Source organism: Planococcus alkaliphilus (assembly GCF_057031095.1).
In genome coordinates, this window is record NZ_CM168060.1 from 912,282 (window position 1) to 927,139 (window position 14,858).

At 42.4% G+C, this 14,858-nt stretch carries 16 protein-coding genes; 14 read left to right on the plus strand and 2 right to left on the minus strand.

Annotated features, from left to right (window positions below; translation table 11 throughout):
- Positions 1-29 precede the first annotated feature (29 nt).
- The 12 genes from AC2EXB_RS04705 (at position 30) to AC2EXB_RS04760 (ending at position 12,262) form a co-directional block, all read left to right on the plus strand.
- Positions 30-1,283, plus strand: coding sequence for a sugar ABC transporter substrate-binding protein (locus AC2EXB_RS04705; RefSeq protein ID WP_483603942.1), 1,254 nt, complete (start codon positions 30-32; stop codon positions 1,281-1,283).
- Positions 1,284-1,376: 93 nt separating this feature from the next.
- The gene (locus AC2EXB_RS04710) at positions 1,377-2,252 is read left to right on the plus strand and encodes a carbohydrate ABC transporter permease (protein ID WP_235198537.1); all 876 of its coding nucleotides are present in this window, start codon (positions 1,377-1,379) and stop codon (positions 2,250-2,252) included.
- Positions 2,252-3,088 (plus strand): carbohydrate ABC transporter permease, encoded by an 837-nt coding sequence (locus AC2EXB_RS04715; RefSeq protein ID WP_483603943.1) that lies wholly within the window; start codon positions 2,252-2,254, stop codon positions 3,086-3,088. The genes AC2EXB_RS04710 and AC2EXB_RS04715 overlap by 1 nt, the downstream gene beginning before the upstream one ends.
- Positions 3,089-3,111: 23 nt before the next feature.
- Positions 3,112-3,837: a YesL family protein gene (locus AC2EXB_RS04720; protein ID WP_483603944.1), complete on the plus strand. Its 726-nt coding sequence runs from the start codon at positions 3,112-3,114 to the stop codon at positions 3,835-3,837.
- Positions 3,838-3,852: 15 nt separating this feature from the next.
- Positions 3,853-4,911, plus strand: coding sequence for a LacI family DNA-binding transcriptional regulator (locus AC2EXB_RS04725; RefSeq protein ID WP_483603945.1), 1,059 nt, complete (start codon positions 3,853-3,855; stop codon positions 4,909-4,911).
- Positions 4,912-4,955: 44 nt separating this feature from the next.
- Positions 4,956-5,639, plus strand: coding sequence for a beta-phosphoglucomutase (gene pgmB / locus AC2EXB_RS04730; RefSeq protein ID WP_483603946.1), 684 nt, complete (start codon positions 4,956-4,958; stop codon positions 5,637-5,639).
- Between the two features lie 59 nt (positions 5,640-5,698).
- Entirely contained in the window at positions 5,699-7,975 is a 2,277-nt protein-coding gene (locus tag AC2EXB_RS04735) for a glycoside hydrolase family 65 protein (protein ID WP_483603947.1), read from the plus strand.
- A 392-nt stretch (positions 7,976-8,367) separates the two neighbouring features.
- A complete protein-coding gene (locus AC2EXB_RS04740) occupies positions 8,368-9,075 on the plus strand; it encodes a helix-turn-helix domain-containing protein (protein WP_483603948.1) in 708 nt (235 codons plus the stop codon).
- A gap of 96 nt (positions 9,076-9,171) precedes the next feature.
- A complete protein-coding gene (locus tag AC2EXB_RS04745; protein ID WP_483603949.1) occupies positions 9,172-9,507 on the plus strand; it encodes a hypothetical protein in 336 nt (111 codons plus the stop codon).
- 114 nt (positions 9,508-9,621) lie between these two features.
- Positions 9,622-10,554 (plus strand): ROK family protein, encoded by a 933-nt coding sequence (locus AC2EXB_RS04750; RefSeq protein ID WP_483603950.1) that lies wholly within the window; start codon positions 9,622-9,624, stop codon positions 10,552-10,554.
- An 86-nt stretch (positions 10,555-10,640) separates the two neighbouring features.
- The gene (locus AC2EXB_RS04755; protein ID WP_483603951.1) at positions 10,641-11,303 is read left to right on the plus strand and encodes a ribonuclease H family protein; all 663 of its coding nucleotides are present in this window, start codon (positions 10,641-10,643) and stop codon (positions 11,301-11,303) included.
- A gap of 26 nt (positions 11,304-11,329) precedes the next feature.
- A complete protein-coding gene (locus tag AC2EXB_RS04760) occupies positions 11,330-12,262 on the plus strand; it encodes an aldo/keto reductase (RefSeq protein ID WP_483603952.1) in 933 nt (310 codons plus the stop codon).
- Between the two features lie 51 nt (positions 12,263-12,313).
- Here AC2EXB_RS04760 and AC2EXB_RS04765 read toward each other — a convergent pair whose 3' ends face one another.
- Positions 12,314-12,577 (minus strand): spore coat protein, encoded by a 264-nt coding sequence (locus AC2EXB_RS04765; protein ID WP_483604718.1) that lies wholly within the window; start codon positions 12,575-12,577, stop codon positions 12,314-12,316.
- A 190-nt stretch (positions 12,578-12,767) separates the two neighbouring features.
- The gene (locus AC2EXB_RS04770; RefSeq protein WP_483603953.1) at positions 12,768-12,968 is read right to left on the minus strand and encodes a spore coat protein; all 201 of its coding nucleotides are present in this window, start codon (positions 12,966-12,968) and stop codon (positions 12,768-12,770) included.
- A 213-nt stretch (positions 12,969-13,181) separates the two neighbouring features.
- Between AC2EXB_RS04770 and AC2EXB_RS04775 the strand changes: the two genes are divergently transcribed.
- Both AC2EXB_RS04775 and AC2EXB_RS04780 read left to right on the plus strand, forming a co-directional pair.
- A complete protein-coding gene (locus AC2EXB_RS04775) occupies positions 13,182-14,414 on the plus strand; it encodes a cysteine desulfurase-like protein (RefSeq protein WP_483603954.1) in 1,233 nt (410 codons plus the stop codon).
- A 107-nt stretch (positions 14,415-14,521) separates the two neighbouring features.
- Positions 14,522-14,755 (plus strand): hypothetical protein, encoded by a 234-nt coding sequence (locus tag AC2EXB_RS04780; protein WP_483603955.1) that lies wholly within the window; start codon positions 14,522-14,524, stop codon positions 14,753-14,755.
- Positions 14,756-14,858: the final 103 nt, after the last annotated feature.

The window sequence follows — 14,858 nt, forward strand, 5'->3', positions numbered from 1 at the left end:
ATCCAAACTTTTAGAAGGGGGAGTTTACATTGACAAACCAGAAAAAAGTATTGCGTACACTTTTTTTGGCGATGGTCATGCTGATTTTAGCAGCGTGCAGCGGAGGAGGGGACGATGACGGCGGAAGCTCAGAAGATTCAGGCGGAGACTCGTCAGGGGAAAAAATCACAATTTTCCAAAGTAAAGTTGAAATTTCTGATCAGTTGGAAGCATTGGCCCAGGAATACACGGATGAAACAGGCGTAGAAGTAGAGGTCTTAGGAACAACCGGAGACGATTATTTCCAACAGCTTCAAATCCGGATGAACAGCAACCAAGGGCCATCTATTTTCAGTATCCAAAATATTACAGAAGCGGAACGGTTGGAATCTTATCTTTATGATTTAAGTTCAGAAGAATACGTAGCCGATATTGCACCTGATATGGAATTGAAAGTGGGCGACAAAGTTGTGGGCGTTCCTTATGGTGTAGAAGGATTCGGTTTGATTTACAACAAAGATCTGGTCAAGCCGGAAGATGTACAAGATTATGAGTCATTTGCCAGCACACTTGAGAAATTCAAAGGTGAGGACATTGCAGGCCTTGGCTTAGCGCAAGACGCTTATTTCTTGATTGGGCATATGAGCAACTATCCATTTTCTGTGCAGGAAGATCCATATGCATTCATTGAGCAGTTGAATGCAGGAGAAGTAACAATGGCTGAAACACCGGAATTCCAGGAATTCGGTAAGTTTATGGAAACGATCAAAGAAAATACACCAACGCCTCTAAGCGTAACATATGACCAGCAAATCGGGGACTTTGCTTCAGGCAAATCAGCCATGATCCATCAAGGAAACTGGGCCTGGGGAATGCTGTCTGAATTCGATATGGATTTCGAAGTCGGCATGCTGCCGTTCCCGCTTGATGGCAACGATAAGCTTGCAGTCGGCGTCGGCAGCAACTGGGCTGTCAACGGTGAAAAAGATGAAGCTGAAATCCAGGCTGCCAATGATTTCTTGAATTGGATGTTTACGAGTGAGACAGGCCAACGCTATATTGTTGAAGAATTTGGCTTTGTCCCAGCGATGACGAATATTGAAGCGGGAGATCTTGATCCATTATCTCAAGCGGTATTGGAAGCTAGTAACAGCGGGGAAACAATTCCATGGTCGCAAGGTGCATATCCTGCAAACATCGTACCAAACGACTTGACGCCAGTCGCTCAACAATTCTTTACAGATGATATGTCCGGTGAAGAATTCATTGAAGCGATGGATGCGGCATGGCAAGGCGCACAGTAAATAGGCATTGAATAGCTGGGCACGCCTATTCGGCGTGTCCACTATTCCTTATTTTCCTCTTTATATTTCAGAGATTAGAAAGAAGGGAAAGACGTGGCAAATAAAAACAAAAGAAAATGGTTCGTCTTGTTCGTCGTGCCGTTGCTATTTATTTTTACGACCGTAGTCATCATTCCTTTTATTATCGGCATCTATTATGCCTTCTTCGAGTGGGATGGAATTGCAGCCAATCCGATGGAATTTGTGGGATTGGACAACTTCGGGAAATTGTTTGACGATGATCAATTCTTACGGTCAGCTTGGCTGACTACGCTCTTTACAGTTTTGTCGGTCATCACCATCAATGCGGTAGGCCTCGCATTTGCGTTGCTGGTTACGTCAAAGATCCGGACAGCGAACGCAGCGAGAACTCTTTTATTTATGCCTTATTTAATCGGCGGATTGATTCTCGGGTATATTTGGCAGTTCGTGTTCCTGGACGTTTTTGAGTTTCTGGGGGAATTGACCGGACTGACAGATGTTTTCTTCAACTGGCTGATTGATCCTGAATTTGCTTTATATGCGCTTGTGTTTGTCTTTACGTGGCAGATGGCAGGCTATGTCATGATTGTCTATATTGCAGGAATCCAGGCGATTCCAAATGATGTGGTAGAAGCAGCTAAAATCGATGGGGCCACTCCTTGGCAGCGGTTTATGAGGATCACGTTGCCGCTTTTGATGCCTGCATTGACCATCAGCTTGTTTTTAACTTTATCGTCCGCTTTTAAAATCTATGACGTCAACCTTTCGCTGACAGGCGGGGGGCCGGCAAATGCTACTGAATTGTTCGCGATGAATATTTACAACGAAATCTTCGGCAGCGGCAATTATGGATTTGGCCAGGCAAAAGCCATTATTTTCTTTGTTATTGTAGCTGCGATTACATTAACACAAGTTTATTTGACGAAGAAACGTGAGGTGGAGATGTAATGAAGCAAGCTTCCGGATGGGTTAAATCTATTTTGTTGATCTTGTTGGCGCTGTTTTTCCTTTCTCCGATTTACATCATCTTCGTCAACTCGTTTAAAGACCGGCAGGAGCTGTATGAAAATGCTTTGTCTTTGCCTGAGAATTTCAGTTTTCAATATTATATAGAAGCGATGGAAAAGATGAACTTCTTAAATGCGTTGGTGAATTCGCTTTATGTCACGATCGTTTCCGTCATCTTCATTGTTATTTTGTCTTCCATGACTGCCTGGATGCTCGTGCGCACAAACAATAAATTAAGCACATTTATCTTTATGGCCTTTATTGCTACGATGCTCATTCCATTCCAGACCTTAATGATGCCGCTGATGCAATTTATCAGTACCATCACTCAGGACTTGAATATCCCGATGTACAACACTCATGAAGGGTTAATCTACATGAACATCGGATTCCATTCGGCATTATCGGTATTTCTCTATCATGGCTTTATCAAATCAATCCCCATTACGCTGGAGGAAGCTGCGACGATTGATGGCGCCTCAAAATTCGGTGTGTTTTGGCGTATCATTTTTCCAATGCTGAAACCGATTACGGCAACGGTCATGATTTTGAATGTCATCAGCATCTGGAATGACTTCCTCTTGCCGTCCTTGACCTTGATCGATAAGGACCTGCGGACGATTCCATTATCGACATTCTACTTCTTTGGTGAATTTACGATTCAATGGAATTTAGCTATGGCTGGATTGACTTTGACTATCATTCCTGTCATCATTTTCTACGCTTTGGCGCAAAAGCACATTATCAAAGGGATTGGCGAAGGGGCCGTGAAATAATACGCTGAAAAGGAGGGATAGAAATGCGTGATTTCAATGGATTTACTGGGATTTTATATGCAGCAGCCGAATGGATCATGCGCTTTTCAGTGGTGAATATTTTGTGGTTTCTGTTCAATCTGCCAGTGTTATTGATCATTTCCAGTATTTATTTAAATAGTTTTGAGGCAGGATTCGTCTGGTATTTGTTGCCGCTCCTGCTGTTCATTCCGCTATTGTCTGTGCCAAGCACGATTGCCGTCTTTTCGATGGTGCGCGATTGGATAATGCAGACAGGTCAGAGTTCACTTGTGAAATCGTATTTTTCTTATCTGAAAAAAGGCTACCGGAAAAGCCTTATCGCTGGAGTTATTCTGCAGAGCTTTTGGTCCGTTTGGATAATTGATTTTTATTTTTTCAAAGCAGAGAGCAGTTTGCTGGAAATTGTGTTTATCGTTATCGGAGTAGGGTTGTTTGTTTATACCATCAATTTCTTTTCGTTGGCTGCACATTATCAGATGCGTATCCGTGACATCATGAAAAACGCTTTTTTCATAACGGTCGGCAATCCTTTAATGAGCGGATTCATCGTGATTTGCAACTTGTCGCTCCTCTATACAGGAATGACTGAATTGCTGTTTTTATTCCCATTTTTCATCTGCAGCTTAAGCGCTTATCTCTCTTTCCTTGCTTTTTACCGGTTTAGCCTTAAAGTCCAAACGAAAGCACAGCTCGATAAAACAGGGAATCTTTTGCAAAAGAGTGGCTGAAAACAGTTTTAGAAGATGATTATTAGAAACGATTGGGATGTGAGAAAATCATTGACGACCATTAAAGATGTGGCAAAAAAAGCGGGCGTTTCGATCAGTGTGGTTTCCAAAACCTTTAATAATTATGCAGATGTCAGTGAAGAAACTCGTCAGCGCATACTAGAGATAGCCAAAGAGCTGGATTATTCGCCTAATATTGTCGCGAAGAATTTATCGTCGAAAAAACAGCTGACGTTCGGGCTGATTTCTTCAGGCGTTTTGAACAATAACGAAAAAGACAATAATGCCTTTGATATTTTTAAAGGCGTGTATAAAGCTGTTTCTGAGAGTCCTTATGAATTATCGATTTACTTGATCGATTCACTTAGCCAGAAACAGCAGAGCTATCTCCAATATTGCCGGGAACGGAATATTGGAGGGGCGATTCTGCAAGGGATCCGGACGGATGATCCCTATTATAAAGAATTGATCAATACCAATATCCCATGTGTTGTGCTTGATATCATGACCGAAACTGAAAATGGATTAATCGGAAGTGTATCGATTGATAATGCACTAGCGGGCCGGGATATAGCGGACCATCTATTAAAGAATGGCCACCGCGATATCGTAGTCGTAGCGGGGACACGCGAAACCTACGTCAATAGCGAAAGGTTAAAAGGCGTTCAGCAGGCTTACCGGGAATTCGGTTTAGCATTAGAAGAAAACCACGTCGTCTATGCGGACTTTTCTGAACAAGAAGCTTTCAATGCAGCGAAAACACGGCTGGAATCGAAGATGCCTAAGCCTACTGCCTTTCTCTGTTTCAGCGATCTCATGGCATTCGGTGTGATGAAAGCGATTGCGGAAGCCGGGTTTTCGGTACCGGAGGACATTTCAGTGACAGGCTTTGATGATTTGGTTTTCAGCAGCTACACGCAGCCGGCATTGACAACCATTCAGCAAGATTTCGTTGAAATTGGCAGCAAGTCGGCAAAGTTGCTGCAAGAGTTGAAGGAAGGAAAGCAAAAAGGCCAGCATCTGTATGTAGCGCATCAATTAGCCGATCGGAAAAGCGTAAGAAAGCTGAACTGACTTACCAACTTCTAGCGAATAACGGATAGAAAGGACAGGATGGCATGACATTTTATCCAAAAGCTTTTATCTATGATCTAGACGGTGTTATTACAGATACCGCAGAATATCATTTTCTTGCTTGGCAAAAAATTGCAGAAGAAATGGGCATTCAGATCGATCGGAAATTCAATGAACGGTTAAAAGGGATAGGCAGAATGGAATCGCTTTATTTAATTCTTTCGCTTGACCCTTCCACTTCCAATCTGTCTGCTGAAGAAAAAGAGAAACTGGCGCTAAAGAAAAATGAGTATTATTTAGAGATGATTGAAAGGATGGGGCCAAAAGACATTTTGCCTGGCATTAAAGAATTATTGCAAGCCAATAAGCAGCATGGAATTTTAACTGCCCTTGGCTCAGCAAGCAAAAATGCAAAACATGTCCTGGATCTGCTCGGCTTAACGGCTGAATTCGACTATATTGTGGATGCGTCCAAAGTGAAAAAAGGAAAACCGGATCCTGAAACGTTCACGGCTGCAGCAGATGCCTTAAACGTGCCTTACGGTGAATGCATCGGAATTGAAGATTCAGCAGCCGGACTAGAAGCAATCAATGGAGCCAATATGTTTTCGGTGGCGGTAGGGGATCAAGCGCATCTTCCGAATGCCGACTATTTGGTCGCAGCCACAAATGAATTGAAGTTCGAGAAAATCATTGAGCAATATAATCAAAAGAAGGCATTGCATTAATTTGTTCGATGTCTTTTAATGAGTTGCTGCAGAGGGAAGCAATTGAGGAGTGAAACGTGATGGTTTGGAAACTGACAAAGACTGAAGTGGATAATCATAATCTTCTGCTTGATGAAAGCATCTTGTCTCTAGGAAATGGTTATTTGGGGGTGAGAGGAAATTTTGAGGAAGGATATCCGGATGCATTCAGCTCGATTCGAGGGACCTACATCAATGCATTTCATGATGAAACGGAAATCACATATGGGGAAAAATTATATGGATATCCGGTCATGCAGCAAAAAATCCTGAATGTCATCGATTCGCAAGGCATTGAGATTTACTTGGATGATGAAAGGTTCTCTGTTTTTGAAGGTGAATTGCTTCATTTTGAACGGAATTTGCATATGGATAAAGGATTTGCTGAACGGATTATCCATTGGAAGTCGCCGAAAGGAAAAGAAGTGAAGCTCCATTTCAAACGCATCGTTTCTTTTATTACCCGTGAATTATTTGCGCAGGAAGTGACAATCGAAGCTATCCGGGGCATTCAGGAAGTGAAAATCGTTTCAAGTGTGGAAGGAGAAGTCTCTAACTTTGTGGATCTCAATGATCCGAGAGTTGCATCCGGACATGCGAAGCGGCTTGATGTTATCGAAGTGCGAAGAGAACCTGAGTACAGTGTCATCAGGAATCTGACTTACGTTACAGAACTGGAAGTGGCTTGCATCAGTTCTTCCCGTATTCAAGCTGGCGATTACCACTATACTCAATCTGTCGGAGAATCGAGAATTGAAGAAGTGTATACTTGTGTTTCTTCGAAGGAACCGGTCCGATTTACCAAATACAATATTTATACCGACTTACTGCGGCATGGAGATGAGTTGATCGAGGTGGCGCTTCCTTTGCACGAAAAAGTGAAGCTTCAGGAATTCGACGAATTGATAGCGGAACAAAACGAATACATGGCCCGTTTTTGGAAGAATTCCGATGTGATTATTGAAGGAGACGAAAAACTTCAAGAAGGCATTCGCTTTAACCTCTACCAGCTCCTTCAATCGGTCGGGAAAGATCCATATAGCAATATTGCGGCAAAAGGGCTTTCTGGAGAGGGCTATGAAGGGCATTATTTCTGGGATACGGAAATCTTCATGTTCCCGGTATTTTTGATGACCAATCCGGAAATCGCGAAAAATTTATTGCTGCACCGCTATTCGATTTTAGACAGCGCACGGGCGAGAGCGAAAGTGATGGGCCATGAAAAAGGGGCGCTGTTTCCTTGGCGGACGATTAACGGACCGGAAAGTTCAGCTTTCTTTCCAGCCGGAACGGCTCAATATCATATAAGTGCGGATATTGCCTATAGTTACATCCAATATTACCTCGTGACAAAAGACGAGGATTTCCTGCAGGAATACATGGCTGAAATGTTGTTTGAAACAGCCCGGTTATGGGTGGATACCGGACATTTCCACAACAATCAATTTAAAATCGATAGTGTGACGGGGCCAGACGAATATACATGTGTCGTCAACAATAACTATTATACAAATAAGATGGCTCAGCATAATCTCTTATGGGCTGAAAAAGTCTATCAGCTATTGAAAGAAAAAGCGCCTTCACGATTTGAGGAGTTGGCAGAGCAGCTTGAAGTGACGGAAGCGGAAGCAGAACAATGGCGGGAAGCTGGAGAAAGAATGTATCTTCCTTATCACGAAGAACTGAAAATCCATGCACAGGATGATAGCTTTTTACAGAAATCGAGATGGGATCTGGAGAATACCCCGGCTGATAAATTCCCGCTCCTGCTCCATTATCATCCATTGACGCTTTATCGCTATCAAGTGTGTAAACAAGCGGATACGGTCCTTGCCCATTTCTTATTGGAAGACGAGGTCGATGAAGAGACACTTAAGAATTCATACGATTATTATGAAGAAATTACGACACATGATTCTTCTCTTTCTTATAGTGTTTTCAGCATCATGGCTTCTAAACTCGGCTACCGGAGAAAAGCGTATGATTATTTTCAGGAAACCGCCAGATTGGATTTAGACAATACTCATGGCAATACGAAAGATGGTTTGCACATGGCGAATATGGGTGGAACATGGCTAGCGATCGTTTATGGATTTGCTGGACTTCGTGTGAAAGAAACAGGGCTCCATTTAAATCCGTCGCTTCCTGTCCAGTGGCAGTCGTTTAATTTTCATTTCCACTATTTGGGGCGCCTGATCAACATCCACATTGAAAAAGATGCCGTTTCTTACGAGTTGTTGGAAGGCGAGGATTTGAGCATTTGGCATCGCGGGGAAGCGATAACATTAAAACAAAATCGCCAACTTCAAGTAACATAATGCAAAAATAAAAGAAAGAAATCGACAGATACTAAGATAGAAAATTTTATAAAAGTGCTTAAAACCGGAAATAATCATTTCCGGTTTTTTAATTTTTATGAAATAATTTACAATAACTTTAACTTATTTTAAAATGAGTACTATTGACCGTAGCCAACTTGAAGTTTCATTCCTATAATCATGATAAGAATTTGAGTTTTAAAAGAAAGGTGGGTCGAAAAACTTAATTTATTTAATCATTATTTCCTGCATTTTGATTTATTTTTCATAGTAAAAGACTTTAATGAAATATAAATTATCAAAAAGTCAAAAAAATATCTTTTAAAATATAGCGTTAAAAAGTTATCAAATATATAATAAAGCTATGAGTAACCTAGAACAGGAGAACTGCTGTGGATGTATTGAAAAATTTTGGCAAACGTATAAAAGAGCTTCGTATAAATGCCGGGATGACACAAGAAGCGTTAGCCACACGAGCTGAATTGGACCGTTCCTATGTTGGGGCTATTGAAAGAGGAGAGAAGAATGTTTCCTTAGTCAATATCGAAAAATTGGCAAATGCATTGGGGATTGATTTGTTTTATCTTTTTGAGGATGAGCGTTTTGCTACACGTCTAGCGTTAGTGAAAAAAGAGCTTAAAAAGCCGCTGGATTCGAGATTTACCTGTCTCGTAAGTTTGGAACATCATTTTATTTGGCTGCGAATTACTGGACCTCTAAGTAAAAATGACGTGGAACTTATCTCCCAAAAAATTAAAAGCCAAACTTTGCTGTTAACTAAAGGTGAGATTAGGATGCTAATCGACAATCGGTCTATGGTAAAGGAAGGGCAATCATTTGTTTTCACGCCAGAAGCCTACGACGTTTGGGAAGACCTCCAAATCTGGCTGCTGCCTTACCTCAAGAAGGTTGCGGTTCTTTGCAATTCGAAATTCATGAAAAATCAGCTGGAACGCATGGCCAATAGGAGCGGCGTGTCCAATATTTCAACACGCATTTATAACGAAGATCTTGAAGCGGGAGACAAAGAAGCTTTCTCTTTTCTTGACATAACAGAAAATCAATTAGCTCAAATAAGAAGCAACAGCATGAAAACGTAAAGATTCAATCGGCTTATACAACTTTGAAAATTACATATGCCATTATCTGAAAGGCTGATAATCTCAATTTCATAGTGAAAAAGGAGATGTGTATAAATGACTTGTCATCAATCCGTAAGCGCAGAAACCGTAAGATTTCTATTCATGCGTGTTAAAGATACGCATGAGGAAGACAATATTAAATACATTACCTTATTTGCTCGGTTAACGATGAAAAATGCCTATAAGTCAAAAAGTGTATGGGTAGAAATTGATGAAGTGAAATGGGATCAAGCATCTCAAAAGTTAAAGGAAATGCCCGATGCCATGCACTTTTACACAGTAGAAGAGCCCATCTTTAAAGAGTTGTACCAGATTTCGAAAGAGCGATATGAAGAGCTTTATTTTTTGACTCCTTTTTATAAAGCAAGTGAAATGAAAAGACTCGGCTGATTCATTTGGCCAAGCCCTGTTCGCCTGTCGATGGCGAGCAGGGCTTTTAATTTGGTTATCTGTTGAAATTTCCCTTACCATAAGAAAGAGAAGGTGTAAAAAGGAGGCGTGATGATGGAATACGCAATTGGTGTGGATATTGGAGGAACGAAAATAGCGGTTGCAGTGGTTGGCCAGTCTGGTGAAATTGCGAGTAAAACAGCTTTTCCAATGGACCATGCGAAATCGCCTGATCAAGTGATTGACGAAATTATCCAAGCAATTAAGCACGTTGTCGAAGGACAAATTAGGAAGGAACAAAATATTTTAGGGATTGGTGTAGGTGCGCCTGGACCTCTTGATGCGCGGACAGGTGTTATCCACCGCCCTCCGAATTTGCCGTCTTGGATCGATGTACCGATTAAGGGGAAGTTAGCGGCGGCTTTTGCTGTTCCGGTCTTGATCGAAAACGATGCGAATGCAGCTGCTCTTGCTGAAAAATGGATCGGAGCTGGAAAAGGAAGTGAGAATTTCACTTATTTGACGATAAGCACTGGAATAGGGGCCGGCATCATTGCCAACGGCCAATTACTTAGCGGAAGCCGCGGCAATGCCGGTGAAATCGGCCATACGGTGATCGACCCCGGCTACGGACGCTGTTCTTGCGGTCAGATTGGCTGCTTGGATTTAATTGCCTCGGGCCGTGCGATTGCAAAAAACGGCTCGGAAATCATGGGAGAAGAGCTGTCGACAAAAGCGGTATTCGATTTATACGGCAAAGGACATAAAGGATTGGATGAATACATAGATCATGTCTTTTGGGCATTAGGGGCCAGCAGTGTTTCCTTAGTGAATATTCTCGATACAGAAAAGATCATTGTCGGAGGAGGCGTTTCCCAAATCGGGGAGCCTTTGTTTCAACGGATGGAAGCTTATTTAAGAATTCATGCGCTGAATCCGGCTGGGAGAAGCACAAAAGTAGTGCCTGCAGAGCTGAATGAACATGCAGGTGTTATCGGAGCAGCAGCGCTCTGCTTTTCTTCTCTTGTATTGGAAACGAATAAGTAAGCGGGATTTGCCAGTTTTGTTTTAGAAGAAAAAGAATAGGCAATAGAAAAAAAGAAGCTTGAGTTAATGGAAAGGAGGCCTGCGATATGGAGATCCGCATTGAATGGAGCTATAAAACGGCAAAAGGCACAGAAGCTTTCTTTCGATCTGAAGAACTCCCAGCTGCCCATGCGCTGTTAATTGCGGAAGATATCCAAAAGACTGGACGGGTAAAAAGTTTGGAATTTCTGGATCGGTTTGACTCCAGTTGGACATTAAAAGAATTGAAAGCCTATTTAAAAGGAATCGAAACAGAACCCCATAATGTCAATGTTTATTTTGATGGCGGATTCGATAAAGAAACCGGGCGAGCAGGGCTTGGCTGTGTAATATACTACGAACAGAGTGGCAAAGCCTATCGTCTCCGGCAAAACGTGGAAGTGGCAGAGCTTTCTTCCAATAACGAAGCGGAATATGCAGCTCTCCACATGAGTGTACAGGAACTTGAACGGTTAGAGGTCCATCACCTGCCCGTTGTTTTCCGGGGAGATTCCAATGTAGTGGCCAATCAGATGAGCGGAGAATGGCCGGTGTATGAAAATGATTTATCCCGTTGGGCAGACCGGATTGAACAGAGCTTGAATAGATTAGGTATCCAAGCACAATACGAACTGATCCCTAGAAAATCGAATGCAGAAGCGGACCACTTAGCTGCGCAAGCTTTAAGAGGAATCGAAATCAGTGGGACGATGGAATTGGAAAAATCATAATAACAGAACCGTAGAGGAGCGATTGGATGAAGTTTTCAGTATTGCAAAAAACGGATATGCAGATTTCTGCACTGGGATTAGGAACAAATGCGGTAGGAGGACACAATCTTTATAAGAATTTAAATGAAGAAACAGGTAAAGATTTTGTCCGTGCGGCATTGGATAATGGCATCACCTTCATTGATACTGCTGATGTCTACGGCAAAGGGCGTTCTGAAGAATTGGTGGGGGAAGTATTGAAAGAATATGACCGCAGCCGCTTTATCATCGCTACGAAAGGCGGAAGCGACTGGCGGAGCGGCACAAAGAACAATGCACCTGCTTATTTGCGCCGTGCACTGGAAGAAAGTTTAGAACGGCTTCAGCTCGATTACGTGGATCTTTACTATATCCACTGGCCGGACGGTGAAACGCCAATAAGTGAAGCGGTCGCTGAGCTGTCCCGATTGAAAAAAGAAGGCAAGATCAAAGCGATCGGGGTTTCGAATGTTTCCTTGGAGCAGTTGAAGGAAGCCAATTCAACAGATGAAATCTCTGCTGTCCAATTGGCTTATAATATGCTCAACCGCGAAATTGAACAAGACATTTTGCCTTATTGCGTGGAAAATAAGATTTCGGTCATTGCTTATGGTCCGCTAGCTTTCGGGATTCTAGGCGGTACGTATACAGAAGACTTTGTACTGGAAGAGGGCGATTGGCGCAATAGTGTGCCGCTTTTCCAGGAAGGGAACTTCGAAAAAAATATCCGGATTGTAGAACAGCTTAAAAGAGTGGCGGATAAAAAAGGCACAGATGTATCAAATCTGGCTTTAGCGTGGCTTCTTGAACAGCCGGGAGTAGATGCGGTGATTCCAGGCGGCAAAAAGCCGGAACAAGTTCTTTCCAATATCGCAGCTTCGGACATTCGTCTGGAAGCGGAAGTTTTGAATGAAATCGATCAGATTCTCAAAGCGCAATAAAAATAGAAAAACCGGTCCATTGCGTCGTTATCTGCAATGGACCGGTTTTATTTATTTCTTCGCTAATTCAAGGGCGATATCTGCTTTTTTCAGATCGTGTTCGACTTGTTCGTCAATGTCATATGCGTGATACATTTCTTTTTTAATCATGTATTGAGCAATTTTATCATGGGTATCAATGGCAATATCCAACTCCCGGCGCAATAGCTTTTTCACTTCCGGAGTGGCCGTCTCAGTAATCGCGACTGCCAGATTCCGGACAGCGGCTTTAGCTGTTACAAGAAAATCGGTAGCGATTGCCAAGTCGTCGAGCATGGAGGCAGGGAGTGCCAAATCATTTTTACTAACAGCTCCGCTTTCCTGCGTTTCGGTTATTGCTGCTGCTTCAGTTTTAGCGGTTTTCTTTTTATCGTCTTTCTTAGCCGTTTTTTTCACATCTTTTTTGGTGGCGTTTTTTTCATCTTTTTTTGCCATAGCCAAATTCCTCCTTTAGTCGGTTTAGGGATTATTTGCTTGAATCTGCTAACACTTTGCGTAAATCTTTGATCGCTTTCGTCGATAATTTAATGTCTTCTTCTAATAATTGCCTCAATTCATCGTCTTCGACAAGACCGCTGAATACCTTGCTTTTAGCGACACAGCTAGTCTTGAAAATTAATACTTCATGGACTTCCAGCTTTTCATGCATTGCCAATTCTTTTGCCATTACGAATCCCTCCAATGAAATAAATAATCATTTTTAACACTAGTTAAGGTTTACCCAGAGTACTGCTTTTAAATCCTGGTTCTCTCTTTTAAAAGGATATAATAGTGGTTCAAGAAAATTAAAGAATTTTCAAATTTTCAGTAGCTGGTATTAGACTTCTCAGGAAAAAACGTGTTTTATTTAAAGAGACATTGATGAAAAGGGGCTGCACTCATGAAAATTACTGAAACGGCTTTTCCGATAACTGAAGTGCGCGGGCAATTTCCAGCGCTGAAAAGAACATATAAAGACCGGCCGGTTGCATACTTTGACGGACCGGGTGGATCGCAAGTGGTGAAATCCGCAATCGAAGCCATTACTGAATACATGGAAAAAGGCGGAGCAAACCTCCATGGAACGTTTCCTAGCAGTTGGGAAACAGAAGAGGTGATTGCAGGTGCGAGGGGTGCAGTTGCTGATTTTCTGAATGTAAAAGCGAGTGAAGTAGCATTCGGCGCGAATATGACCACATTGACGTTTGCCATTGCGGCAGCACTGGGCAAACAATTCCAAGCGGGTGATGAAATTGTTGTAACCGAAATGGACCACCGGGCAAATGTGGATCCTTGGATCATGATGGCTAAAGACCATGGACTGAACGTAAAATGGATTCCTGTCAATACGAAAACGATGGAACTCGATTTAAGCAATTTAACAGAAATCATTAACGACAAGACAAAACTTGTAGCTGTCGGCCTGGCATCCAATGCGATTGGCACCATTGTCGATATTGCGCCGATCGTAGAACGGACAAAAGAAGTCGGGGCATTATTTGCAGCGGATGCGGTTCATGCGGCTCCGCATATCGTGATCGACCGTGACCGCTACGGCATCGATATCCTCTTGTGCTCAGCTTATAAATTCTTTGGGCCGCATATCGGCATCGCTGCCATTAAAGAATCCGTTTTTGAAAGCCTTGAGTTGTATAAATTGACTACATCTCCAAACTATTATCCGGATAAATTGGAGACCGGTACGCAAAACCATGAAGGGATTGCCGGAATCAAGCCTGCCATCGAATTTTTTGAGCAGTTTGGTGAAGGCGAATCGAGACGGGAGCGGCTCGTTTCGGGAATGGAAAAACTGGAGCATTATGAAAATCATCTTGCGGGTCGATTGCGCCAAGGGCTGGCCAAAATAGAGAAAGTCCGCTTATGGCAAGCGTCGGAAGATGTTCCGAAAACCCCGACAATCGCTTTCCAAGTGGAGGGCATTGAACCGTTGGAAGTCTGTAAATTATTAGCTGAGCAGCACAGCATCTTTACCGCATCCGGACATTTTTATGCCTCTACCTTAGGCGACCGTTTGGACGTCAATGGAAGCGGCGGTTGGATTCGTGCAGGTCTTGCTCCATATAATACAGAAGAGGAAGTAGACAGGCTGGTTGAGGCAGTTGCTTCTCTCTAAGGAATTTGCTAAAAAAAGGTAAATGTGTTATGATTAGCATCAATTCAATTTATGGATTCTATCAGACTTTATTTAGTCAATTTCCATCAGGAAATGGGGAATTCTTAATGACGTACGATGCGATTCAAGATTTATTGAAAACAGTCAGTTTTTACAACACGGTAAATATCACTCAAACTTTTGCAAGAGACGGGGAACCGTATATCACGGTGAAAGCGGGCAAGGATAAAAATATATTTGAGCTGACTTTTGTGGAAAGTGGAGAAATTGTCCATTATCAAGACATCCCAACAGCAGCAAAAGCGATTGAAGAAATGTTGAATGCCGATCCAGTTCTGTAAGCTCCCGTAACGGGGAGCTTTTTCTTTTTGGGCCGGATGATGGTACAATACAGAAACAAGCCTATCATAGGCATACTTTCGTTTTCCGTACAGGAAAATGATC

Coding starts and splice junctions, on each gene's coding strand:
- AC2EXB_RS04715 (WP_483603943.1), top strand. CDS start 2,252: ATGAAGCAAGCTTCCGGATGGGTTAAATCTATTTTGTTGATCTTGTTG.
- AC2EXB_RS04720 (WP_483603944.1), top strand. CDS start 3,112: ATGCGTGATTTCAATGGATTTACTGGGATTTTATATGCAGCAGCCGAA.
- AC2EXB_RS04725 (WP_483603945.1), top strand. CDS start 3,853: ATGATTATTAGAAACGATTGGGATGTGAGAAAATCATTGACGACCATT.
- pgmB (WP_483603946.1), top strand. CDS start 4,956: ATGACATTTTATCCAAAAGCTTTTATCTATGATCTAGACGGTGTTATT.
- AC2EXB_RS04735 (WP_483603947.1), top strand. CDS start 5,699: ATGGTTTGGAAACTGACAAAGACTGAAGTGGATAATCATAATCTTCTG.
- AC2EXB_RS04745 (WP_483603949.1), top strand. CDS start 9,172: ATGACTTGTCATCAATCCGTAAGCGCAGAAACCGTAAGATTTCTATTC.
- AC2EXB_RS04750 (WP_483603950.1), top strand. CDS start 9,622: ATGGAATACGCAATTGGTGTGGATATTGGAGGAACGAAAATAGCGGTT.
- AC2EXB_RS04755 (WP_483603951.1), top strand. CDS start 10,641: ATGGAGATCCGCATTGAATGGAGCTATAAAACGGCAAAAGGCACAGAA.
- AC2EXB_RS04760 (WP_483603952.1), top strand. CDS start 11,330: ATGAAGTTTTCAGTATTGCAAAAAACGGATATGCAGATTTCTGCACTG.
- AC2EXB_RS04765 (WP_483604718.1), bottom strand. CDS start 12,577: ATGCTCGACGACTTGGCAATCGCTACCGATTTTCTTGTAACAGCTAAA.
- AC2EXB_RS04770 (WP_483603953.1), bottom strand. CDS start 12,968: ATGGCAAAAGAATTGGCAATGCATGAAAAGCTGGAAGTCCATGAAGTA.
- AC2EXB_RS04775 (WP_483603954.1), top strand. CDS start 13,182: ATGAAAATTACTGAAACGGCTTTTCCGATAACTGAAGTGCGCGGGCAA.
- AC2EXB_RS04780 (WP_483603955.1), top strand. CDS start 14,522: ATGACGTACGATGCGATTCAAGATTTATTGAAAACAGTCAGTTTTTAC.